This window comes from Microbulbifer sp. ABM4_008 (assembly GCF_056311705.1).
Map to the genome: position 1 here is coordinate 901766 of NZ_CM149970.1, position 20956 is coordinate 922721.

Consider the following 20956-nt stretch of genomic DNA (forward strand, 5'->3'; position numbering starts at 1 on the left):
GAGGAGAATTTTAGTGAAAATTTTTTCAATGTCTGAAAAGGCTTCCGAAGATTTGGTGTCTAAATTTGAGGGTGAGCTGGGGTATCAATTTCCAAGAGAGTATAGAAACTTTTTAATTGAGAATAATGTTTGCTCTGTAGATCCTTATGGATTTTTTTATAAACATACCTCAGAAATTGGTAGTGAAGATAGGCCAAAGGGAGAGCTTGGAATATTCTATGGATTCACTGAAAAAGAAGAGCGGCGTTTAGATTGGGTAAAAAAGGTCTATGTAGATAATTCCCGGATACCTAAAGGGTACTTCCCTATAGCGGTGGCCGGAGGAGGGAATAATCTTTGCATTGGTGTTGATGAAGCTAATTTTGGAAAAATTTACTTTTGGAATCATGAAGCTGAAGGCGCAAAGAATCTGAGGTGCCTTGCGAATAGCTTTAATGATTTCTTATGCTCTTTGAAATAGAATATTTAGTTGTTAATAATAACCCAGTCAGTCGATTGGGTTATTTTTTTGGTAGTCCACAATTTATTTTTCAGCAGTGAATGCCAAGCATCTATCCACCATATTTAAACATCAATAGTGCTTAATATTAAGTCAGGTTTTATCCAACTAATGCTCATTAAGATGTAGTCAAGAAAGTTTTCCAGTAAACTATCTTTACGACAGTTATTGTATATTCCCTTTACTTACATCGAGTTGGGAGAAGTTACAAAAAGCTATCTGCTTAAGGATGACGGCAGACTATCCTCGTATAATTCCAGCTCCAGCTCCAGCTCCAGCTCCAGCTCCAGCTCCAGCTCCAGCTCCAGCAGTAGTGGTTCCGGCAGTGGCTCCAACAACAGGATACACATGTCTAGACTCCTATAGATTACAGTCCTAAAAAGTGAAGTCAGAGAAATCTAGGGGACGCAAAGACTGGATAATAGTTTGAGCAAGAGAATGCCGGCTTCCGCCGTTATTGCAAAGGCCAGTTTATCGCAGGGGGAAAACACTTACTGCAAGCGACGCTAGGGATATGAAGCCAATGACCGCGAAACCATGGATCGGCAGGGCAAAGATAAACTCACCCATAACTATGATGCTACTGGCAACCGCATTGCCACGACTTTGCCCGCTCGTGAAGTCCTCAACTTCGCCTTCAACCCAGCAGGTCAATTCCAAAGCCTGTGCTGCCGCCCGGTGGGGGGGGGTAAGATCGATCAGCTGATTCGATGAGCAGGGCAGGGAGAGTCGGCGCCACCACGGTAATAGACTGGAAAGCCAGCGAGACCATTATCCCCAAGGGCGCCTGCAAAAGCTGAGCCTGGGCAAGGCCGGTGGTCCAGTGTCAGATCCGACCCAGGAATCTAACTCAATCCTGGAGCGCAGCTACCAGTACAATAAAGCTGGGCAGATTGCCAAAATCGAGGACAGCCTGCGCGGCACACATAGCTACCACTACGACGCCCTGGATCGCCTCACCCAGGTTGATGGGCCCAACCCCGAATATTTTGTGCACGACCCTGCCCACAATATTCTGGCCGCCGCTAGATCAGAAGATGAAGCCAAACAGCAGGCCAGTGCCACTCAAGTCAAGGGCAATCGCCTAGCCTTCCGTGGCGATACCCACTACCGCTACGATATCCACGGCAACCGTATCGCCGAGCTGCGCGGTAAAGGGCAGAAACTGCAAACCCGCTATCACTACAACAGCCGCCAGCAGTTGGTGCGGGTTGAAAAGCTCAAGGTGGAAGAGGGGAGCGAACAGCTTCAACAAGAGATTCACTACCAGTACGACCCGCTGGGCCGTCGTATTGGTAAGGTAACTAACAGTGAACAAACCAGCTTCCTCTGGGATGGGGATGTTCTGCTTCGCGAAAACAAAGCTGATATCCACACCCAACAAGATCTGAATACTCGGACTTACTATTTTGAACCGGGGACTTTCAAACCGGTTGCACTGAAAGAAGATGAGCAGGTATACCACTACCATCTGGATCATCTGGGAACCCCAGATGCCCTTACCAATCAGGAAGGTGAAGTCGTATGGAGTGTTGCCTATAAGAGTTATGGCAGTATTGCGTTAGCTCATGAGAATCAGATAGAGCAGTCGATTCGTTTTCAGGGACAGTATTTTGATGAAGAGACTGGGCTGCATTACAACCGGTTTAGGTACTATGATCCGCAAGTAGGGGAGTTTACTCAGCAGGACCCGATTGGGTTGTTGGGTGGGGTTAATAATTACCAATATGTACCCAACCCTGTAACTTGGGTTGATCCTTATGGATTAACGAGTAAAGATTGTCCGCCTGTAAATTCTTGGAATGAATTTCAGAAAAATACCAAAGGGCATTTTGCGAATAGCTCGGAAGCGGCTGCTTCTTACCAAAAGATGAAAGCTGTTCAAGCAATGGATAATGGCGTACGACCAGATCCATCAACTTACTTGCCGCAGTCCTATATTGATGCCCATGAAGGCAAGTTTGCAGGCGGTGCAGCTTACTTTGCGCCTAAGTGGGCGTTAGATGAATTTGGGAGAGATCCAGTTGGGCGTGCAGATGGCCAGTTTGTTATGACCAAAGCGCAAGTAGATGATCTATTAATTAGAACTAATGGAGATATGGCGTTAGTAGAAAAAGAGTTGGGGATTCCTGCAGGTGCTTGGCAAGGTCAAGAAATGGTAGTTATTGAGATAAGTAATCCTGCAAACCATAATCTTAGAATACCTACAGGTCGAGAGGGTGGAGCCAATGAACTTTGGTTGCCAGGAGGAAAATTGCCGACTGGGCATGATGAGGCCGTAACAGATGCGATACCAATAGGATCTTATAAAGAAATGAGTATCTCTGATGCAACTGATAGCGCGAAGAAAAAAGATGAAAATAGTTTTTAAAGAGCCTTATTCATACTTATTGGTTCAGGATGACGCTGATTGGTACCTAACTTTTTTTTCTGGAGGGCCATTTGAAGTTGATATTTGTGTGAAACTAACGGAAGGAGAAATTACTAGAGTCTCAGTTAGCCAGGAAGAAACTGCTAAATTAGCGCAGGAATTTCAGCAAAATAAAGAGTTGTATAAAGGCAGAAGGATTATCCCGTCAGTCGTGCCTGGGCGAAAAAGATGAATGGCAGGAATGAATTATTCTGGACACTACCGTGTGCCAAGATCTAGGACAGCCAAAGACTAGAGGGAGGCGCCAGCAATAGAGCTAACCTCCTTTCTGGCGGCACTTTCTCAATGGTTTACAGGTAAAGGAGATTAAATGCTGGGAATGGCTAGTTAGATTTTGGGGGGCGCTGCTTTTGGGTACAAGGGCGATAATCGCGCTATCGAGTACTTGAGGCAGGAGCAGGTTAGCAGGGCGTAGCTGAGAGGAGCCGTGTACCCAGCGTTTATTGAATTGCGCACAAGTTTGTTGTACCGCCTCTACAAACCCTACCAATCCTTTAAAGTAACTTTCAAAATTCCGGTTGAGATAGAGCCAGTGCTTGGGTGAAATGTCAAGCCGCTCCAGGACGGGAGGCGTTTTTTCAGCAATATAACCTCGTTTTCTGGTGTCTAAATCTCGGCCACTCGGGTCTACTAGCTCCAAATAGTGGTCCAGGTGAAACGGTAGTCCTTTTGGTGTATTCAAACGCTCATCGCCGATAAATGGAGGTAGCTTTTTGGGCTGCTTGCCTAAGACTGCGACACGAATACGCTGTTGAATCGAAGTGTAATTAGATTCTTCAGGTGTCTTGGCGATGTTGGCACGGACCGGATTGAGGTCTACATAGGCCATACAGGCGGTGAGGGCTCTTTCATCCAGCAATGCCTGAGACTTACTACCAAAAGTCGCCTGTACAATTATCTTCAGCGTTGGCCTGACAGGCGATAGATTTGTTTAAACAGCGCATAAACCAGCTGATATCCGTGAAGCGTTCCCGCTATTGGGAGAAGAATTCTTTTAGTCTGTTTACTTCAGCGTGATCGAGGGTATCGCCTCGAAGATAGCGCTGGGCAAAGCTAGAGGCTTTGAAGAGCTTTTGCCTCTACGACCACTTATCATCACATTCTGTGTCGATGTATAGCATTATGTGGTAGTGATTACTTATTACTGCATAGGCAGCAATATCTAGCGCAAACGCCTCGACCAACTTATGCATATGGCTTTCAATCCATTCGTGTCGATGCTCGTAATCTTTTCCGGATTCAGCATCTCTGACACAAAGAAATGCACGCAGCACACAGATGGCAACACTTAAAGATAGAAAAGTATAAGGAAGGAAAAACTTGCAACCTGAATTTGACCTGATGAGGCACCTTTTTAAAAGCTGATAACTGTCATAACAAGTCTGAACTACTACATTTTATACAGACCCTTTAAGTCGATTTAAAGTCTCCGCTGCCCCCAAGTAATAAAGCAGCTTAGTGTGTCCCTGCCAAACAGTTTTGATGCTAGGCTCACCACCGCTTCTTCGCCCTAGAAAGCCTCCAGTTTCTACCTGCATACGATTTATATCTTTCATTTTGGAGGTTAATTTGGTGAGGAATTTTTACCCATGCCATATGCCACTCTTTTCAGAGTAGACATTCGTCCATAGCTCATCAACTCATTCTTTTCAGCTTAAAATAGTAATCCAACTGAGAGGGTGGGTTGTCAAGCTGTTCAAGTCTTAGTCGTCTGTGAGAGATTTCTCTCTAGTATATTTGTAAAAAATAACTCTGTATTTCATATGGTGTTACTTATGTTAGCAATCTAGGCTTTTGTAGCTTATTGGTCTCTCTTCCTAGAGCAATGATGAGAGATGGTATACCTTTCATCTCAAATTTTAACCAAAAAAATTTAAATAAAGAGTTTGCTAGGTGTGCTTGACTGTATGATGGTTGCAATAGCCAATAATGTTGTCTTTTATCTGTAATAGAACTTTTTTTCACGCGAAATTGAGCCTCAGTTTCTCGAAGGTTACATAATCATTTTTTGTGAGATTGTTCATCAGGTTTTAAATCCATTTGCTCCTGGCTTGAAATGTGTATGAAAAATTCCTCAATTGAGATTTTGTGGTTTTTTTTGGGTTTTGTATGACGCTTGTTTCGCAGTCCATAGTTTTTTTGCTTGTCTTGATTACGGTTTTGCTCGAATGAGAGGGTGGTAATAAAGATTGGATTTCAGTCGCTTACATAGATTTTATTTTCGTTGATCTAGTTTTATTTATCTGTAACCATTAAAAACAGTTGGGTTTTGTTTGAAAAGAATAATCTTAAATTTGTGACCGCATCTTGATGGTGTGGTCAAAAAAAAGATTCTCCAACCTTTGATCGATAAGGAATGTGATGAAAACTGTTCAGTTTGGAAAAGTAATAATTCATAAAAAAGAACAAGCCAGTGGTAATGAGGCGATCCTTTACGCACATGGTTCATTTGATAACGGCTCTTTTGGTAAGGCTGAATTGCCAGAGAATTTGGCTCTATACTTCTACTCATTTCATGGTTCGGCGTCTTCTGATCATGCAGTCAAGAGTTTGACAAAAACAGGTAAGCCTGCCAATGAGGAAAATAGTAAAGAAAAATTTGGAACTTTAGAGTTCCTAAATATGGGGTCAGGAAAAGTCCACTCTATAGCTGGTGGTGGTGCGAGTGTTTATAATTATAATCTCTCATATAATGAAAAAAGCCCTGGTCATGTGGATAATATTAAGAAGGCTTGGCAGAGTGGTCTTCATGATCATGATTTGATTTTGGTTGAAGAGGGGGCCCATATTCATTTAGATGATGTTCTAAAAGTCATTACTGAAAATAAGCTAGGTTATAACAAGCTTCACTTTACCGCCTGTCGCTCGCCGAGCAGTGGAAATGATCTTAGCTCTCAAAAACAGTGGGGTTAATTTAGAGTAGAGTGTTCACTTTAGTTTAAAAACTGTAGAATTTATAAAGGCCGCTTACCTCCATGGCCACAGAAGGTAAGTGGCCTTTGTTATTTGTGATTGGCCTTTTGAATTAGGTGCTCTAGTGGTTGGAATATCTTTTTATTGTTAACCTCAGTTAGCGCGAGCTGTTTTTGTGATGATGTATCATAAAAATATAGCTGTCCGCTTTGTTGAAACAAAATTCGGTATTTTTTATTGGAATTTTACCTGTCAGTAATTTCAGATTCCTCAATTTTTTGTTCGTATTTTTAAGTGAGTCGCACCTTATGTTTTCCGTGAATAAATTTCATATGTAACTAATTTCAGAGAAAAATGTATCTGCATTTTGTTTTTTTGGGTTTTTATTTTTTTATATTTACATTTTTCTTGTTGAACGTTACGCCTTATTAAAGAGTTTGATGTCATTATCATCAATTTAAGAATTGGTGCTATTGACAAAAGTTTATGGAAGCGTGGAAAGTTGGCGGGCTCTTATGGGAGTGTAAATAAATAATAAAATTAAGGCTTAGGTTATGAGAAAGACTGTTTCTAATATCTCGATAAAAACTGCTCTATCATTGTGCATGCTTGCTTCATCAACTATAGGTTTTGCTCAGAGTGTTTCTTCGGTTGAGGCTGCCAACAATAGCGTTGGGCTAAAGCGCTGCGGTACAGACCACCCATCAATTCAGGAAGCTGCATTAAAAGAGCAGCATTTTTCTACTCTGCGTGGTATATCAAGTGATAGAAGTGTGGCACACACATTGCGGCCCGCAGGTTCTGTAGAAGTTGATGTTTACTTTCATGTAATTACTGACTCAGCTAATAATGGAGCGCTTTCTAATAGTGAGATTAATGCGCAAATGGATGTGTTGAATGATGCTTACGCAAATACTCCATTTACTTTTAATTTAGTTTCAACCACTGTTACAGCAAATAATTCTTGGTATAACGTTGGTTACAATTCATCGGCTGAGCAGTCAATGAAATCTTCCTTACGAGTTGGCGATGCCGGGGATTTGAATATCTATGTAGCTGAAATTAGTGACGGCCTACTTGGGTGGGCTACATTCCCAAGTAGTTACTCCTCTGATCCACTTGATGATGGTGTAGTAATTTTAACTGGTTCTGTGCCTGGAGGTGATGCTGCGCCCTACAATGAGGGGGACACCTTAACTCACGAGGTTGGCCACTGGTTGGGTCTTTATCATACGTTCCAAGGTGGATGTTTTGGCCGGGGGGACTACGTCTCAGATACTCCTGCGGAGAGATCGGCTGCTTATGGCTGCCCTGTTGGTCGGGATACCTGTACCAGGGGAAGAAATGCTGAAGGGGAAGATCCGGTAACTAACTTTATGGATTATACTGACGATAGCTGTATGTACGAGTTCACTGAAGGTCAAGCCACTCGCGCGGATGAACAAAGCGCGACTTATCGTGGTCTTTAATGGTTAAGGGGGCTTGCCCCCCTTCTTTAATTATGAATAAAGAACATTATTTATTTTTAGTGCTGAGCTTATTTGTTTTTGCTAGCCCGAATCTTTTGGCTCAAAGGCTAGCTGTTCCAGAGTACGTGACTTGTGATCGAAACCAATTAACTTCATGGCAGGGGGAGATTACAAAACTTGTGCGGGTGAAAGATGGAATTAAGCTTTGGGTTGCTACTGACCATGGAACAAATGAGTTTCTAAACCTGACTATGCCAAATTGGAAGGAGGTTCTCGGGCAGTTCCGCATCCATGGCCGTTCTTTTCATTCCAGCGATTGGGAGAAACTCATTGATACTAAGGGGAAGCTTAAGGTTGGCATAAAAGCGATTGTTTGGTTATGTAATACTGAAGGAGTAAACCCGGTAATCAATTGGCAACCAGCCTCAGAGTGAAATCTTACTATAGGCGGAGAAAGAAATTTTTGAATCTTATGCTTAAGCGATTATTTTGAGTGCATAAAGTTCTGAGATCAAAAGTATATTGGTGTGATTTTATCTGTGACATAAATTGCAAGAAAAAGAGCTATAAAAGTGCCCATTATCCATATACTCGATTCCATTAAAGATAAAGAATGCATTTCCATTTTAGGCGTTTCTGCTTGTGAGGTAGCATGGATGTGCGGTGCTGAATTTGAGGCGCATTCATGTGAGCAATGACCAAAATTGGGCGCGGCTCCATCTTTTCCCGGAAGAGTCATACATCCATGTTTTAAGTGATTTTTTACCAGCCAATAGTTAATAGGGTAAGCAATGATACCCCCAACAATGGTTGCCAAGCTCATACGAAACCAAAAGGTAGCATTTGTTGGGTCTTCAGAGTGTGGCCATATGGAAGTCAGTATCACCATAGCGGGTATCATTCCAGCCATAACCATATTCATCGATACAGTTTCAGCAAAGAAAGTTTTACCCACTGCTTTTAAGTAGTTTCCCTGATACATATTTCGCATCATCAATGCCTGAAAAATAAACAAACCACAAACAAAGCCAGCCAAGTACTCAATTATGGAGTCCCATCCATTGGCGAGGCCCAGTGTGGGTACAATAGATGCTGCGATAAGGATCCCTGTTGCATCACCTGCAAGACAATGCATTTCGCTATTTACACTTTGCTTCCATGCCGCCCGAGTGAATTGATCGTGGCCGCCAGGAAAAGGACGGCGACAGGTGAGTAGGTAGAAGATTAAGCCGATAACACCGGTATAAAGAATTACTAATACCCAAGCCAGGCGCTGAACCCAGCTGGTTGGCGCATTAGTGATTGAGTCCCAAATAATAAAAACTAGGCTGAGACTCGTAAGAATAAACCAAACAAGCATTGCTCCGGTTAACATATAGGCTACCCATGATTGAGGGGGCGATATAAAACAATTATATCTTCTGAGCAATCAAGTAGGCGTGTAATTCTGGTGGTTGATCGTACTCCAGATATCTACAAATACAACCAGATGAAATAAGAAGTTGTATAAATTTATTTGTGCCTAACGTAGAGTAGTATAATTCCGGTCCCATCGCATTATTCGTATGATAGTCCTCTTTATCTGTTCCACCAAAGGAGAATATTAGAACGCCTTCCTTGTTTAAGTAAGACGCTAGATTCCTTATTGTTTCCTCTTGTTTTTCAATTGGTATATGCCAGATGCTATCCCACGCACTTATAAAGTCATATTTTCTTGTGGCTTTCCACTTACATATATCCTCTAGATAGAAGTTGACAGTAGGGTGCTTATCCCTGGCGATCTCTATCATTTTCTCAGAAACATCAATTCCCTCGGGAGAAAATCCTTCAGTTAGCAGAAGCTCGATATGCCTTCCTGTACAACCACACCCTACATCTAGTGCGGAGCCTCTATTTTTTACAAAGCCAAGTGCCCGCTTATACTGGCTAATACCGTTGTTCCTGTTGAACTCTTTACGTTCCCATAGATGTGTGATGGTATCGTATGCTATCCCGGTTTGTTTCGGTTCCATAATTGTAAATTCTGTTTATGAGTTTTATATAATGATTGCTGCACGTTTTTTGTTTTTTAGATTCGTTAGAGTTTGATTTATTTGAGGCGAATACTTCAACACCTATAATTATAACGGTCGCCATGAGTATCCACGCGAGCCACTTCATGCCATTTTAAGCTAGTGTAACTTGTAGTGGGTTGCCAATAAGGTAATCCATCAATGGTTGCCTCATAAGGGCGCCGTGAATGGCTGTTAATAGAGCTGAAAAAATTAGAATTCTAAATGGAAGTCTGTATTTGAACAGTTTGTCCTGTATCAGGATATATAGAACTATTGCAGTGACGCCATACATCGATTGATGTCAATAGAGCTATATATGCTTCTATTTTGGTATTCCCTGGTCGATAAATCCAGAATCAACACCAAACCAAAAGCTTCCATCCATATTGTTAAAATACATATATCTTATATTTCCACCACTTGGAACTGGGGTCTTGCTTGTAAATTTCTCTTTTTCTGTGTTAAAGGCAAAAATGATATTTGGAACCTCTCCAGTATCAGCGAGCCAAAGTTGGTTATTGTTGTCCAGTGCTGTTCCGTAGGGGCGTGGATTCTTACTGGGTAGCTTCCACTCTTTAAACTCCTTGGTCGTCGGGGTATAGCGCCCCAAATAGCCTTCTGGATAATCTACGTACCAAATATTGCCGGTAGGGTCGATTTCCAGTCTGCGAGGGCGAGCATTTGGGCGCGGCAGGTTAACCTCACTTATGGCCATGGTTTTTGCGTCTACTCGCGCTAACTTGTTGGTACCGAATAGAGCGACCCAGGGGTTTCCCTGAGCATCAATCTTAATACCATAGGGGCGAGCATTAGCGGTTGTTGGGGTGGCACTTAGAACTTTGCCACTTTGTATATTTAGCAGGCCTATGCGGTTACTTTGCTGGGCCGTGAACCAGATATTTCCCTCTCGATTGAAGATTAACGTATGTGGGTCTTTGATACCTTCAGGCATTGGATACTGTTTAATTTGCCCATTCTTGGTGTCTAATTGCCCAATATGCGCATTGCGATTACCTGCATACCAAACAATATCGTTTGAATCCACAATCAGGTTATGAGGGTGAGTGCCTTCAGGTATTTCATACTGCTTAAACTCTTCAGAGGTCGGTGTAAACTTTCCGATGTAGTTACCCGCTTGTCCACAGAACCAGACATTACCTTTACTGTCTACATGCGGGTCTCTGGGGAGTCCCTCCCAGGGCACCTTCCATTCGTTTAATTTAAGTTTGTCAGGTAAGTTATCTTCTTGAGCAGCGGCGTTCGTCAGTAGAAAAGGGAGTGTGGTAAGTAGCATGACTAAGGTGAGATGATGAATTCGCCAGGAATGAATGCGCATTTTTCTCTCCAAGAGTTATCTATGTTGGTAATCAGTCATGCTGTGGTGTAAGGCGCCTAGACATATAGCAGTTAAAGCATAGGTGAATTTAGGTTGGAGTTGTCTGATTCTAGTCATTATATGTAGTGAACTAAGTTTACTCATCTCATTAAAAATACATGATTAGCGGGAATTTATACATAATTAGATGGCTTGCTACTTTTCCAATTGGTACGTCTTATTCACCGTTTTTTCGGGCATTTGAGCAAGTTGTTGGTCGGTGTTACCTCTATTTAATGGCTTAATTAGTATTTAATTTTATGAACTGCAATATTCTCAATGAAAACTCATTCCTCAGTACTATTTTTATAATTTTACAGTTGGATATTGAGGGCGTATATTGCGGACCTTAGCTATAGGAGGTCATTTATGCTACAACGTCTTCGCCGGCCTGAAATTCTTTTGCTTATTCTGGCAGCTTCGATGCCGCTCTCATTTGCTGTTTGGAATACGCTACTTAATAACTTTGTTATTGAAAAGGCAGCATTTACCGGTGCAGATATTGGTTTGTTGCAAAGTGTGCGCGAGATACCTGGCTTTTTAGCCTTCCTAGTGGTCTTTGTTTTGCTTTTTGTCAGGGAGCAGCGGCTGGCGATAATCTCACTGGTAGCAACTGGCCTTGGAGTGATGCTAACGGGACTGTATCCATCATTGACCGGGTTGTTACTCACTACACTTTTAATGTCTACGGGATTTCATTTTTATGAGACCTTGCAGACTTCCCTGGCACTCCAGTGGTTTCCTAAACAAACAGCAGCAGTTTGGATGGGACGCATGGCTGCCGCTGGTTCCTTTGCTGCGCTTCTGGCTTATAGTTTGGTGTGGGGTTTAATGAACTTCGCAGGTTTGGATTATTCCTGGGTTTATCTAATTGGTGGTGGCGCGACCATTGTCATTGCTTTAGGTGCCTGGGTCCTTTTCCCTCAGTTTGCTCAGCCCCACAGTCAGCATAAGAAGCTTATTCTGCGAAAACGCTATTGGCTCTATTATGCGCTCACGATGATGAGTGGGGCTCGCAGGCAAATCTTTATAGTATTCGCTGGTTTTTTGATGGTGGAGAAATTTGGATACAGCGTGGGGGAGGTTGCTGCTCTCTATACGGTAAACCATTTACTTAATTTGTATATCGCACCGAAGATCGGACAGTTTATCGTTCGGTTTGGCGAGCGCCGTATCCTCACTTTGGAATATATTGGCCTGATACTGGTATTTGCGGGTTATGCGCTGGTAGAAAGTGCTGCGCTGGCAGCGGCATTATATATTGTTGACCATTTATTCTTTTCTATGGCAATTGCGATTAAAACCTACTTCCAGAAGATAGTCGACGAGCGGGATATCGCGGCTTCGGCTGGAGTCAGCTTTACAATCAATCATATTGCCGCTGTGGTTATCCCTGTAGTATTTGGCTTGCTGTGGCTTGTCTCTCCGCCAATGGTATTCTTTGCCGGGTCTTTAATGGCCTTAATTTCTCTTGGGTTGGCACAGCTGGTTCCAGAGCAGCCGTTGCCCGGTAATGAGATTAGGGTTGGGCAGTATTCTGGGGCTACCTAGAAAGAGTTGAAATGGAGTTTTTGTTCCATTATCCTTGGCGGCAACTTGAACAAGACAATTTACTATGAAATACGCGCAAGAACTTCTTTCTATATGTTGCTGCCAGGCAACCTGCGTGCTTCTGTAAATTTATTCGGAAGCGTTTTTTGCTTCCGTAGAGTCAAAGAACCCGGAGCGGAAGCGCCGGGTTTTTTTATGGCCAGGTGGCAGAGAGGAAATGCGACGGTCTGCAAAACCGTTTTTCACCGGTTCGAATCCGGTCCTGGCCTCCATCTATTCTGTTGATCTATGGATATATGCTTGGCAAGCTGTCTTTTGTATAGCCATACCCCTTTTCTTTTCTCAGCTTGCTTTTAAATTCCGTCGATAGCGCCAAAGAGCCAATAGTTGTCTGGATTATCCGGGCAGACAGTAGGTCCACACTCTGCGAAAGTTATAAATATATTAAGTGCGGTAATTGAAAATGCAGTTACTATGGCCATTTTTCCGAGAGCTCCCTGATCGCGGAAACTGATAAATATGGGTTTTCCATATTGCTTATCAAATGCACCGATAATCGCGATGCCAATAATTGTCATATAGAAGATAATTAGTGCCCAGGTGTAATAGTGATATCCCATTAATGGATCGCCATAACCTGGTGTTCCGGGAATAACATGTAGGCTGACTTGGCGCAGTGCGGTAGCGGCACCAAATAGCGCTGAGAATGTTGCCAAGCTGTAGTGTAGAGGGCGGTTGCCATAGAGTACATTTAGCATCAGGCCAAATAAGACTCCTGTGAGCCCAATTCGTTGAAGTAAACAGAGAGGGCAGGGCATTTCTCCATTCACTAATTGAAAGTACTCTGCGGCGACGAGTACGGCACATACGGCGAGTATGCCCAGTGCATTAAGCTCGCGAAATGTTTGCCCCATTCACCCTCCTCTATAAGGCTAAGTTGAGATTGTCACCGGTGTGATAGCCCAGCCAGGCGATGCTTGATATCAAGGCAAAAATGAATGTTGCGGTTGCTAGGGTGTGGTAATTCTTCACGGCTAGAGCCATTGCAAGGAGATAGAAGAGAAATAGTAGGCTCATCATAATGAGGCGCCCCTCGGTTTTTGCATCGAACTCACTCCAACCACTTCTTCAATCGTATAAAAAAGCACCACTTGTTACGATAGCTGTAGAGGTGGGGGAGGGGTGATACAGGTAATGCGCTACCTGTCAGGGTTGGCTAACTAATACTCGATTCGTTGATTTTGAAGGTTGCCGAGTCGTTTGAAGGGGGGAGCAGTGAATTTAATTGGTTTGATAGTCTTGAATAGTGTGAACTTAACCAAATAAATTTGTCTTTAGGTTAATGTTGGCGGACTTTGTTTGCCAGTTGGGCTTCTTCCCTGTTTAATGCTGGCTTTGGTTTCCGGCGACTGTCGGGAAGCACTTGTCATCGTAGATGCGTAGAAGAGTGGTACGTTAGGGTATCTCTGAAAATTTAGTAACTATAAAAGTAGCTAGGAGTTGTACTTATGGCACAGATCAAAGCTTTGGACAAAAAGGCGCATGCCAACCTGAAACTCACCCAAGACATTACTTTTGACCATGTAAGCAGTAATCATGTCCTGCCGCTGGTGGTTCAGGAAATCGTACAGGCAGCCCAGAGCTACCCGATCCTGTTCGTTAAAGACCAGAATACTGACCAGTTTAAAGTTGTGGCGCTTACCGGTCTGCGCCCCGGTGAAAACCTGTTCTCTGGCGCTGATGGCTGGAATGGCAGCTACATTCCTGTACAAGTGCGCACTTACCCGTTTGTTTTGGTGAAGAATCCAGACAACGCTGATCAGGCTGTTCTGTGCATCGACGAAGACTCCAAGATGCTGAGCGACTCTGAAGGTGAAGCGCTGTTCGATGGGGAAGGCGAGCAAACTGACTTCCTGAAGAATCGTGCTCAGGCAGTGGTTGAAACTGCACAGCGTGTTGCAGTGACTGAGTCTTTTATCGAGTTCCTGGTCTCCAAGGACTTGCTGACCCAGAAGAAGCTGACTTTGCGTGTTAGCGAAGATGACAAGCCTTACGATCTGACAGGTTTCTTTGTTATCGATGAAGAGAAGCTTAACAAGCTGTCTGATGAAGACTTCCTGGAGCTGCGTAAACGTGGCGCCCTGCCGGCAATCTACGCCTCTATGATGTCCTCTATGCAGGTTCAAAACCTGATTCGCAAGAAGCGCTTGAACTAATCGCGCTTTGCCCGGCAGCTGTGGCTGTCGGGCGACCCTCCTGACCGGAATAGGCGAACTCGCCAAATCTTGTCTTGATCCCATCTCACACTCGTACCACTATTGTCTCCCTCTGACGCTTTAGCTCACAAATAATAAGATGAAAAACGTGGCGCGATTCTCTCTTCGCTATTGGTTCGCTTGGTTGGTTCTGTTTTACGGTGTTTGGTTATTCCTGATTTTACAGGGCGAGAACCTGGCCCTGGCGCTCGAGCATTGGTCTATGGCGATGGCGATGGCGCTGGGTAGCTATGCCGCAGGTTCTACGCCGATGGGCGGCGGGACAGTTGGGTTTCCCGTGTTGGTGCTGTTTTTTGATATGCCGGCAAGTCTGGGTCGCGACTTTAGTTTTGCGGTTCAGTCGATAGGTATGGTCAGTGCCAGCTTGTTTATTCTCTGCCGGCGCCAGCAGTTGGCCTGGTCGATGTTGCGGGGGGCGCTGCTGGGCTCTCTTCTGGCGACTCCCGCCGGTATCCTATTGTTTGCCCCTCTGATACCCGAACTCTGGGTGAAGCTTTCCTTTGCCGTCCTCTGGGGCAGTTTTGGCATTTTTCATTTGTATCGCCTCAGCGAAATTACTGATTGTGAGCACGCGGGGGACCCTCAGTGCCCAACAGATTTTCGTGTCGGCTTGCTATTGGGCGCTTTTGCCGGCTTTTGCGTGGTGGCAGTTACCGGTGTGGGTGTGGACATGCTGGTGTATGCGGCTCTTGTGCTATTGAGCAGGGTGGACCTCAAGGTGGCGATCCCTACATCAGTGGTGATCATGGCATTTTGTTCGGTACTCGGAGTAATAGTGAAGTCGGTGGCGGGAGATTGGCAGCCTGGGGTGTTTGGGAATTGGCTGGCGGCAGCACCAGTAGTAGCCCTGGGGGCGCCTCTGGGCGTTTTTGTCGTTAGCTTGCTGGGGCGCAAGCCGACCCTGCTGATTGTGGCCTTCCTGTGCGTTGTGCAGCTTGTGTGGACTTGTATGTCCGAGAGTGAGGCTATGAAGGGATATGGTGGTCCGCTAGTGCTGCTGGCATTGCTGTGCTGCCTGGCGGGTTTCGAGTGGCTGCGGGAACTGGGTTTGCGCAGGGAACAAGTGCGAACGCCTGTAGCAACTTCAGGTACTGCTGACCTGGAGCCCGATAGCGCCTTAGAGACAGTTATGGAAGCTAATGGTGTGGTGCTGCCGGAGTAGTTGATTTTTGGATTGCGTTCGCCGGACGAACTATTCGCAGAATCAGATAAAAAACGGTTGGGCTTTTGATTGCTGCCCAGACTTGGGCCTGCTAGATAATTTGGGAAGATGGCTGGGGCGGAAGGATTCGAACCTTCGCATGACGGGATCAAAACCCGCTGCCTTACCGCTTGGCTACGCCCCAGTTTCAAGTTTCACAAAGAATAGCCTCTGTGATTTGAAATGGTAGCAAGGGGGAGACTCGAACTCCCGACCTCAGCATTATGAGTGCTGCGCTCTAACCGGCTGAGCTACCTTGCCATTTCTTTTGTTGTCTCGGCTGTCCCGAGGGCGCGCATTATTAAACGATAGGCCGGGGGTGTCAACACTTTTTTTGTATTCTTTTCAGATAGTTAGCGATTTTTTTCATCTGATGCCCGGGACTGCTCAGAACCGCGCCTGGAACTGATTGCGGCAAGGGCGGAACCGAATACTACGGCGCCGGCGCCGGCCCAGCTGACCCAGTTGAGCGGCTCAACTGCAATATAGTCGGGCCAGATAGAGCTGATCAGCGTACTGAACAATAGGGTGATGACTGGCACTAATGACAGGGTTGCGCTGACACTGGATGCCTCCCAGTGCGCTAGTGCCTTGCTAAAAGCCCCATAGGCGATCAGCGTATTGGCGGTGAGAAATGCCAATAGCACCCACTCGAGCCAGCCCAGGTGAGAAACCTTCATTGGCTCCGCCATGGGCAGGAAGAGCAGGGTCCCTGCGATATAAATTACTACCAGTAGATCCTGGGGTGTTGCGCGGCTCAATATTTTCTTCTGGAAAAAGCCGTAAATCGCCCAGGTGACAGCGGCGATCAGGATATAGCCGAGCCCCAGCAGGTATTCGCCGCCGGCGCCACTGGTCAGCTCTCCCAGGCGCTGGTTAAAAAATAGCAGCAGCCCGATTACTACCAATACCACGCCGCTCCACTGACGCGGCGAGAAGTGCTCTCCCAGCCAAAGCACGCTGGATATTAGTAGAAGCAGGGGGGCCAGCTGGATTACAACCTGAGCGGCACCAGGGGTAATGTAATTGAGTCCACTGGCGTAGGCGAGGTAGTTCACCAGGAGGCCGGCAACGGCGAGGAAGGTGAAAAGCAGTAAGCCGCGACTGAATAGTGGCTTGAGCTGTAACTTGCGCGCCTGTCCGTAGTAGACGCCCGCTAACAGTGCTGCACCGGCAAAGCGATACCAGGTGGCGGTACCGGGACTGATGTATTCGAGAAGCCCTTTGAGAGCGATGGGCAGGGTTGCCCACATAAATACGGTGATCAGCGCCAGGGGCAGGCCGACTTTCCAGTTTGATTGAGCCATGGAATTTACACGGGTGGCGCGCCTCCCCGGGGTGGGGAGGCAAAAAAAGGGGAGGCGGTTAGACGTTAAAACGGAAGTGGATTACGTCGCCGTCGGCGACAATGTAGTCCTTGCCTTCCAGGCGCCATTTACCAGCGTCTTTAGCACCGGCCTCACCGTTGTTGTCAATGTAATCGCTGTAGCTGATTACTTCTGCGCGAATAAAACCCTTTTCAAAATCGGTGTGGATTTTACCGGCAGCGTTGGGAGCGGTAGCGCCCAGTGGAATGGTCCAGGCGCGAACTTCCTTCACGCCAGCGGTGAAATAGGTGTGCAGGCCCAGCAGTTGGTAGCCGGCGCGGATCACGCGGTTCAGCCCCGGCTCTTCCATACCCAGCTCTTCCAGGAACTCCTGCTTTTCTTCGTCGTCCAGCTCGGCAATTTCCGCTTCGAGCTTGTTGCAGATAGGTACCAGTACCGCGTTTTCTTCAGCGGCGATGGCAGCTACAGCATCCAGGTGCGGATTGTTCTCGAAACCATCTTCGTCCACGTTGGCGATATACATGGTGGGCTTGATAGTGAGCAGGCTCAGTTCGCGCAGGTCTGCCAGTTCGTCTTCTGAAAGCTCGAAAGAGCGCAGCGGCTTGGCTTCATCCAGGTGTGGCTGGATTTTTTCCAGCAACGCTTTCATCTTGATCGCGTGCTTGTCCTGCCCCTTGGCGGCGCGGGTAAAGCGCTGTAGGGCCTTTTCCACAGTGTCCAGGTCGGCCAGGGCTAACTCGGTGTTGATTACCTCGATATCTGCTACCGGGTGTACCTGGTTGGCGACGTGGATAACGTTATCGTCTTCGAAGCAGCGCACAACGTGGGCGATAGCGTCGGTCTCGCGGATATTGGCGAGGAACTTGTTACCCAGGCCTTCTCCCTTGGAGGCGCCCGCAACCAGGCCGGCGATATCGGTAAATTCCATGGTGGTGGGAATGACCTTTTCCGGTTTGACGATCTCAGCCAGCTTGTCGATGCGGGGATCTGGTACCGGCACGACACCGGCATTGGGCTCGATGGTGCAGAAGGGGAAGTTTTCCGCATCGATACCCGCTTTGGTCAATGCGTTGAATAGGGTGGATTTGCCCACATTAGGTAGGCCGACAATACCGCAAGTAAAACCCATGGTGATATTTTTCCGTTTGCCCGAGGCGCATACAGCGCGCTCTGCTAATTGCGTTTGAGGTCCGGTAGTGGTTGCGCTGGCGGGATTTTGGATGGGCGGGGTGTCTCGGCCACCACAGGGTCCGGGCCAGCCGGGAAAATACCGGCAAATTTAGCGCAGCACACTATCGAGATTTCCGCGGCAAAAGGCAAGCCGGCGGGTGGGATCTATTTGTTGGTGTGCAGCGTTTTCATGGCTGCGCCCCAGTCGCCGGAAGCGGCGGTGGGCAGAACGTCGATCGAGCGATCGATCGCATCAGCCAGTGTTTCCTGTTCCGCCCTGGGGGCTCGCTGGAGTACAAACCGGGCCACTTCGCTCGAGCTGCCGGGGTGGCCAATGCCGAGTCGCAGGCGCATAAAGTTTCGGTTGTTGCCCAGTGCGGCAATGATATCCCGCAGGCCGTTGTGTCCACCGTGACCGCCGCCGGCTTTCAGACGCGCGATACCGGGGGCCAGGTCCAGCTCATCGTGAGCGACCAGAATGGCTTCCGGGGGAATCTTGAAGAAGTTCGCCAGTGGGCCGACAGATTGGCCACTGCGATTCATATAGGTGGTGGGAATCAGCAGCCGGATATCCTGGCTGCCGACCCGCACACGGCCAGTGAGGCCGTGATACTTGCTGTCGAGGCTGAGCTGGGTGCCTTGTTGGCGGGCCAGCTCGACAACAAAGTCGGCACCGGCGTTGTGTCGCGTCCGATCGTATTCCGGTCCGGGGTTTCCCAGGCCGACAATCAACTGGATCGGAGTATCCGGTGCCGCAGCCAAGGCGATTACTCTTCGCCTTCGCCAGCTTCGGCTTCAGCTTCTACAGCGCCGCGAGGCTTGTGGATAGAAGCTACAACCAGGTCGTGGTCTGCACCGTGGCTCAGTGCCACAGACTCAACACCTTCCGGCAGTTTCAGGTCGGAGATGTGCAGTACGCCGTCCATTTCCAGGTCGGCCAGGTCCACTTCGATGAACTCAGGCAGCTTGCCGGCAGGAGCGTTAACTTCCAGCTCGGTCAGGGTGTGGGAAACGATACCGCCAGCCTTAACACCTTTGCTGCTGTCTTCGTTCAGGAAGTGCAGAGGTACTTTAACGTGTACTTTGGTGTTGGCAGATACGCGCTGGAAGTCGATGTGCAGCAGCAGGGCTTTAGCCGGGTGACGCTGCAGGTCGCGCAGGATAACTTTCTCTTCTTTGCCGTCTACGTCAACAGTCAGCATGGAGGAGAAGAAAGCTTCGTTTTCCAGAGCTTTGGTCAGGTCTTTGTGCAGCACGGAGATAGAAGCAGGCTCTGCTTCACCGCCGTAGATGATGCCGGGTACACGGCCTTCCAGGCGACGCAGGCGGCGGCTCGCACCTTTCCCTTCATCGCTGCGGGCAATGGCGTTCAATTTAATATCAGACATGGGATAAACCTCGGGTTGTCTGTCCAGAGTGACCTGCGACCGGACCGCTCTGGCATGGATGTTAAATGGGCACTGGGCCCAAAAGTAATCGCCCGGCAGTGCCGGGCGGGCGCGTATTCTACGGGAATCAGCGCTAAAGGCAAAGTGCCCCGGCATGCGGGGCGCGGGGATACCTTGATCGGCAAGTTCCTAGCGGAACATTGCGGACAGGGATTCCTCATTGCTGATACGGCGCATGGACTCGGCCAGCATTGCAGACAGGGTCAGCTGGCGAATTTTTGGTGCCTTCTCCATTTTGTCACCCAGGGGGATGGAGTCGGTAACCACCAGCTCATCCAGAACGGAGTTGTTCAGGTTGGTGATGGCGTTGCCAGACAGTACCGGGTGGGTACAGTAGGCGACAACTTTCTCGGCGCCGTGCTCTTTCAGGGCGTTGGCGGCGTTACACAGGGTGCCGGCGGTGTCGACCATATCGTCTACCAGCAGGCAGGTGCGGCCGCTGACTTCACCGATAATATTCATGACTTCGGCAACATTGGCGGCCGGGCGGCGCTTGTCGATAATTGCCAGGTCGCAGTCGAGGCTCTTGGCCACAGCCCGGGCGCGTACAACACCGCCGATGTCCGGGGATACCACCACCAGGTTCTGGTATTTTTGGCGCTCGATATCGTCGAGCAGGACAGAGGAGCCGTAAACGTTATCCACAGGAACGTCGAAGAAGCCCTGGATCTGTTCCGCGTGCAGGTCGACGGTTAATACGCGGTCGATACCGACGCTCACCATCATATCGGCAACCACTTTTGCGGAAATCGGCACGCGCTGGGATCTTACGCGGCGATCCTGGCGGGCGTAGCCAAAGTAGGGGACTACAGCGGTAACGCGGCCGGCGGAGGCGCGGCGCAGGGCGTCTACCAGCAGGATCAGTTCCATCAGGTTGCGGTTGGTAGGTTGGCAGGTGGATTGCACCACGAAAACGTCGCGGCCGCGCACGTTATCGGTAATTTCTACTGCAATCTCGCCGTCGGAGAAGCGCTTGACCGTGGCTTCACCCAGGGGGATCGCCATATGGTCGACAACCTTCTGTGCCAGTTCCGGGTTTGCGTTGCCGGTAAAGACCATTAAGTCAGCCACTGCGAGTTCCTTTAATTCTGTCTTGAAGTGAATTGAAGTGTAGATGCCTGCATATTTGCTAGCAGTCAGGGTTTTTGCTGCAACACTTTTGCGTTGAGCGGCGCACTGTTGCGCGGATAAAAACAGGGTTTTGGCCACAGTTTTTTTCCTTGCTCAACGGGTTGCTCTGG

The 20956-nt window shown here is 47.4% G+C and carries 22 protein-coding genes and 3 tRNA genes; 10 read left to right on the forward strand and 15 right to left on the reverse strand.

Translation table 11 applies throughout. The features are described from left to right. Positions 1-13: 13 nt before the first annotated feature. Positions 14-460 (forward strand): SMI1/KNR4 family protein, encoded by a 447-nt coding sequence (locus ACYX4J_RS03890; RefSeq protein ID WP_444915694.1) that lies wholly within the window; start codon positions 14-16, stop codon positions 458-460. Positions 461-714: 254 nt separating this feature from the next. Here the strand turns inward: ACYX4J_RS03890 and ACYX4J_RS03895 are convergent, their stop codons facing one another. Together ACYX4J_RS03895 and ACYX4J_RS03900 are read right to left on the reverse strand one after the other, a co-directional pair. After that, positions 715-849 carry a hypothetical protein gene (locus tag ACYX4J_RS03895; protein ID WP_476177936.1) on the reverse strand — a complete coding sequence of 45 codons (135 nt, stop codon included), beginning with the start codon at positions 847-849 and terminating at the stop codon, positions 715-717. A 121-nt stretch (positions 850-970) separates the two neighbouring features. Continuing rightward, on the reverse strand, positions 971-1153 hold the full coding sequence (locus ACYX4J_RS03900; RefSeq protein ID WP_476177937.1) for a hypothetical protein: 183 nt from the start codon (positions 1151-1153) through the stop codon (positions 971-973). Positions 1154-1322: 169 nt separating this feature from the next. Here ACYX4J_RS03900 and ACYX4J_RS03905 point away from each other — a divergent pair, with 169 nt between their 5' ends. Next, positions 1323-2870 (forward strand): RHS repeat domain-containing protein, encoded by a 1548-nt coding sequence (locus tag ACYX4J_RS03905; RefSeq protein WP_476177938.1) that lies wholly within the window; start codon positions 1323-1325, stop codon positions 2868-2870. Continuing rightward, positions 2854-3102, forward strand: coding sequence for a hypothetical protein (locus ACYX4J_RS03910; RefSeq protein WP_445362355.1), 249 nt, complete (start codon positions 2854-2856; stop codon positions 3100-3102). The genes ACYX4J_RS03905 and ACYX4J_RS03910 overlap by 17 nt, the downstream gene beginning before the upstream one ends. An 84-nt stretch (positions 3103-3186) precedes the next feature. On the opposite strand, the gene ACYX4J_RS03915 is transcribed toward ACYX4J_RS03910, so the two are convergent. Then, a complete protein-coding gene (locus tag ACYX4J_RS03915; protein WP_476177939.1) occupies positions 3187-3789 on the reverse strand; it encodes a hypothetical protein in 603 nt (200 codons plus the stop codon). A gap of 1502 nt (positions 3790-5291) precedes the next feature. Between ACYX4J_RS03915 and ACYX4J_RS03920 the strand changes: the two genes are divergently transcribed. The 3 genes from ACYX4J_RS03920 to ACYX4J_RS03930 all read left to right on the forward strand — a co-directional run bounded on the left by ACYX4J_RS03920 (position 5292) and on the right by ACYX4J_RS03930 (position 7746). Next, positions 5292-5843 (forward strand): putative adhesin, encoded by a 552-nt coding sequence (locus ACYX4J_RS03920; protein ID WP_476177940.1) that lies wholly within the window; start codon positions 5292-5294, stop codon positions 5841-5843. A 554-nt stretch (positions 5844-6397) separates the two neighbouring features. After that, a complete protein-coding gene (locus ACYX4J_RS03925) occupies positions 6398-7312 on the forward strand; it encodes a zinc metalloprotease (protein ID WP_444958493.1) in 915 nt (304 codons plus the stop codon). Continuing rightward, complete coding sequence (locus ACYX4J_RS03930; protein WP_444958492.1) at positions 7312-7746, forward strand: hypothetical protein; 435 nt, start codon at positions 7312-7314, stop codon at positions 7744-7746. Before ACYX4J_RS03925 ends, ACYX4J_RS03930 begins: the two co-directional genes overlap by 1 nt. A 77-nt stretch (positions 7747-7823) precedes the next feature. On the opposite strand, the gene ACYX4J_RS03935 is transcribed toward ACYX4J_RS03930, so the two are convergent. The 3 genes from ACYX4J_RS03935 to ACYX4J_RS03945 form a co-directional block, all read right to left on the reverse strand. After that, the gene (locus ACYX4J_RS03935) at positions 7824-8687 is read right to left on the reverse strand and encodes a DUF4396 domain-containing protein (RefSeq protein ID WP_476177941.1); all 864 of its coding nucleotides are present in this window, start codon (positions 8685-8687) and stop codon (positions 7824-7826) included. A gap of 37 nt (positions 8688-8724) precedes the next feature. Further along, a complete protein-coding gene (locus tag ACYX4J_RS03940; RefSeq protein WP_444958490.1) occupies positions 8725-9324 on the reverse strand; it encodes a class I SAM-dependent DNA methyltransferase in 600 nt (199 codons plus the stop codon). Positions 9325-9688: 364 nt separating this feature from the next. After that, positions 9689-10702: a Vgb family protein gene (locus tag ACYX4J_RS03945; RefSeq protein WP_444958489.1), complete on the reverse strand. Its 1014-nt coding sequence runs from the start codon at positions 10700-10702 to the stop codon at positions 9689-9691. Between the two features lie 408 nt (positions 10703-11110). On the opposite strand from ACYX4J_RS03945, the gene ACYX4J_RS03950 reads away from it, so the two are divergent. Both ACYX4J_RS03950 and ACYX4J_RS03955 read left to right on the forward strand, forming a co-directional pair. Next, positions 11111-12292: an MFS transporter gene (locus ACYX4J_RS03950; protein ID WP_476177942.1), complete on the forward strand. Its 1182-nt coding sequence runs from the start codon at positions 11111-11113 to the stop codon at positions 12290-12292. Positions 12293-12489: 197 nt separating this feature from the next. Beyond that, positions 12490-12564 (forward strand) — tRNA-Cys (locus ACYX4J_RS03955). An 81-nt stretch (positions 12565-12645) separates the two neighbouring features. On the opposite strand, the gene ACYX4J_RS03960 is transcribed toward ACYX4J_RS03955, so the two are convergent. After that, positions 12646-13206, reverse strand: a complete 561-nt coding sequence (locus ACYX4J_RS03960) for a disulfide bond formation protein B (protein ID WP_444933996.1) — start codon at positions 13204-13206, stop codon at positions 12646-12648. Positions 13207-13216: 10 nt separating this feature from the next. Next, complete coding sequence (locus ACYX4J_RS03965; RefSeq protein ID WP_475709532.1) at positions 13217-13372, reverse strand: DUF5993 family protein; 156 nt, start codon at positions 13370-13372, stop codon at positions 13217-13219. Between the two features lie 428 nt (positions 13373-13800). Here ACYX4J_RS03965 and ACYX4J_RS03970 point away from each other — a divergent pair, with 428 nt between their 5' ends. Together ACYX4J_RS03970 and ACYX4J_RS03975 are read left to right on the forward strand one after the other, a co-directional pair. Continuing rightward, a complete protein-coding gene (locus tag ACYX4J_RS03970) occupies positions 13801-14508 on the forward strand; it encodes a SapC family protein (RefSeq protein WP_475709533.1) in 708 nt (235 codons plus the stop codon). A 139-nt stretch (positions 14509-14647) separates the two neighbouring features. Continuing rightward, positions 14648-15730 (forward strand): sulfite exporter TauE/SafE family protein, encoded by a 1083-nt coding sequence (locus tag ACYX4J_RS03975; RefSeq protein ID WP_476177943.1) that lies wholly within the window; start codon positions 14648-14650, stop codon positions 15728-15730. 109 nt (positions 15731-15839) lie between these two features. On the opposite strand, the gene ACYX4J_RS03980 is transcribed toward ACYX4J_RS03975, so the two are convergent. The 7 genes from ACYX4J_RS03980 to ACYX4J_RS04010 all read right to left on the reverse strand — a co-directional run bounded on the left by ACYX4J_RS03980 (position 15840) and on the right by ACYX4J_RS04010 (position 20774). Continuing rightward, positions 15840-15914, reverse strand: a tRNA-Gln gene (locus ACYX4J_RS03980). Positions 15915-15953: 39 nt separating this feature from the next. Then, positions 15954-16030: transfer RNA gene (locus ACYX4J_RS03985), tRNA-Met, on the reverse strand. Positions 16031-16122: 92 nt separating this feature from the next. Then, positions 16123-17076 (reverse strand): DMT family transporter, encoded by a 954-nt coding sequence (locus tag ACYX4J_RS03990; RefSeq protein ID WP_445358861.1) that lies wholly within the window; start codon positions 17074-17076, stop codon positions 16123-16125. A gap of 58 nt (positions 17077-17134) precedes the next feature. Beyond that, positions 17135-18226, reverse strand: coding sequence for a redox-regulated ATPase YchF (gene ychF / locus ACYX4J_RS03995; protein WP_413663075.1), 1092 nt, complete (start codon positions 18224-18226; stop codon positions 17135-17137). 206 nt (positions 18227-18432) lie between these two features. Then, the gene (gene pth, locus ACYX4J_RS04000; protein ID WP_444892988.1) at positions 18433-19029 is read right to left on the reverse strand and encodes an aminoacyl-tRNA hydrolase; all 597 of its coding nucleotides are present in this window, start codon (positions 19027-19029) and stop codon (positions 18433-18435) included. Between the two features lie 5 nt (positions 19030-19034). Continuing rightward, entirely contained in the window at positions 19035-19655 is a 621-nt protein-coding gene (locus ACYX4J_RS04005) for a 50S ribosomal protein L25/general stress protein Ctc (protein ID WP_282933942.1), read from the reverse strand. A 189-nt stretch (positions 19656-19844) separates the two neighbouring features. Then, a complete protein-coding gene (locus ACYX4J_RS04010; protein WP_108735320.1) occupies positions 19845-20774 on the reverse strand; it encodes a ribose-phosphate pyrophosphokinase in 930 nt (309 codons plus the stop codon). Between the last annotated feature and the right edge of the window lie 182 nt (positions 20775-20956).

Bases quoted from the DNA above. Each gene is read 5' to 3' on its own strand.
- ACYX4J_RS03895 (WP_476177936.1), bottom strand. From the start codon at position 849: ATGTGTATCCTGTTGTTGGAGCCACTGCCGGAACCACTACTGCTGGAG.
- ACYX4J_RS03910 (WP_445362355.1), top strand. From the start codon at position 2,854: ATGAAAATAGTTTTTAAAGAGCCTTATTCATACTTATTGGTTCAGGAT.
- ACYX4J_RS03920 (WP_476177940.1), top strand. From the start codon at position 5,292: ATGAAAACTGTTCAGTTTGGAAAAGTAATAATTCATAAAAAAGAACAA.
- ACYX4J_RS03925 (WP_444958493.1), top strand. From the start codon at position 6,398: ATGAGAAAGACTGTTTCTAATATCTCGATAAAAACTGCTCTATCATTG.
- ACYX4J_RS03930 (WP_444958492.1), top strand. From the start codon at position 7,312: ATGGTTAAGGGGGCTTGCCCCCCTTCTTTAATTATGAATAAAGAACAT.
- ACYX4J_RS03935 (WP_476177941.1), bottom strand. From the start codon at position 8,687: ATGTTAACCGGAGCAATGCTTGTTTGGTTTATTCTTACGAGTCTCAGC.
- ACYX4J_RS03940 (WP_444958490.1), bottom strand. From the start codon at position 9,324: ATGGAACCGAAACAAACCGGGATAGCATACGATACCATCACACATCTA.
- ACYX4J_RS03945 (WP_444958489.1), bottom strand. From the start codon at position 10,702: ATGCGCATTCATTCCTGGCGAATTCATCATCTCACCTTAGTCATGCTA.
- ACYX4J_RS03950 (WP_476177942.1), top strand. From the start codon at position 11,111: ATGCTACAACGTCTTCGCCGGCCTGAAATTCTTTTGCTTATTCTGGCA.
- ACYX4J_RS03960 (WP_444933996.1), bottom strand. From the start codon at position 13,206: ATGGGGCAAACATTTCGCGAGCTTAATGCACTGGGCATACTCGCCGTA.
- ACYX4J_RS03965 (WP_475709532.1), bottom strand. From the start codon at position 13,372: ATGATGAGCCTACTATTTCTCTTCTATCTCCTTGCAATGGCTCTAGCC.
- ACYX4J_RS03970 (WP_475709533.1), top strand. From the start codon at position 13,801: ATGGCACAGATCAAAGCTTTGGACAAAAAGGCGCATGCCAACCTGAAA.
- ACYX4J_RS03975 (WP_476177943.1), top strand. From the start codon at position 14,648: ATGAAAAACGTGGCGCGATTCTCTCTTCGCTATTGGTTCGCTTGGTTG.
- ACYX4J_RS03990 (WP_445358861.1), bottom strand. From the start codon at position 17,076: ATGGCTCAATCAAACTGGAAAGTCGGCCTGCCCCTGGCGCTGATCACC.
- ychF (WP_413663075.1), bottom strand. From the start codon at position 18,226: ATGGGTTTTACTTGCGGTATTGTCGGCCTACCTAATGTGGGCAAATCC.
- ACYX4J_RS04005 (WP_282933942.1), bottom strand. From the start codon at position 19,655: ATGTCTGATATTAAATTGAACGCCATTGCCCGCAGCGATGAAGGGAAA.
- ACYX4J_RS04010 (WP_108735320.1), bottom strand. From the start codon at position 20,774: ATGGTCTTTACCGGCAACGCAAACCCGGAACTGGCACAGAAGGTTGTC.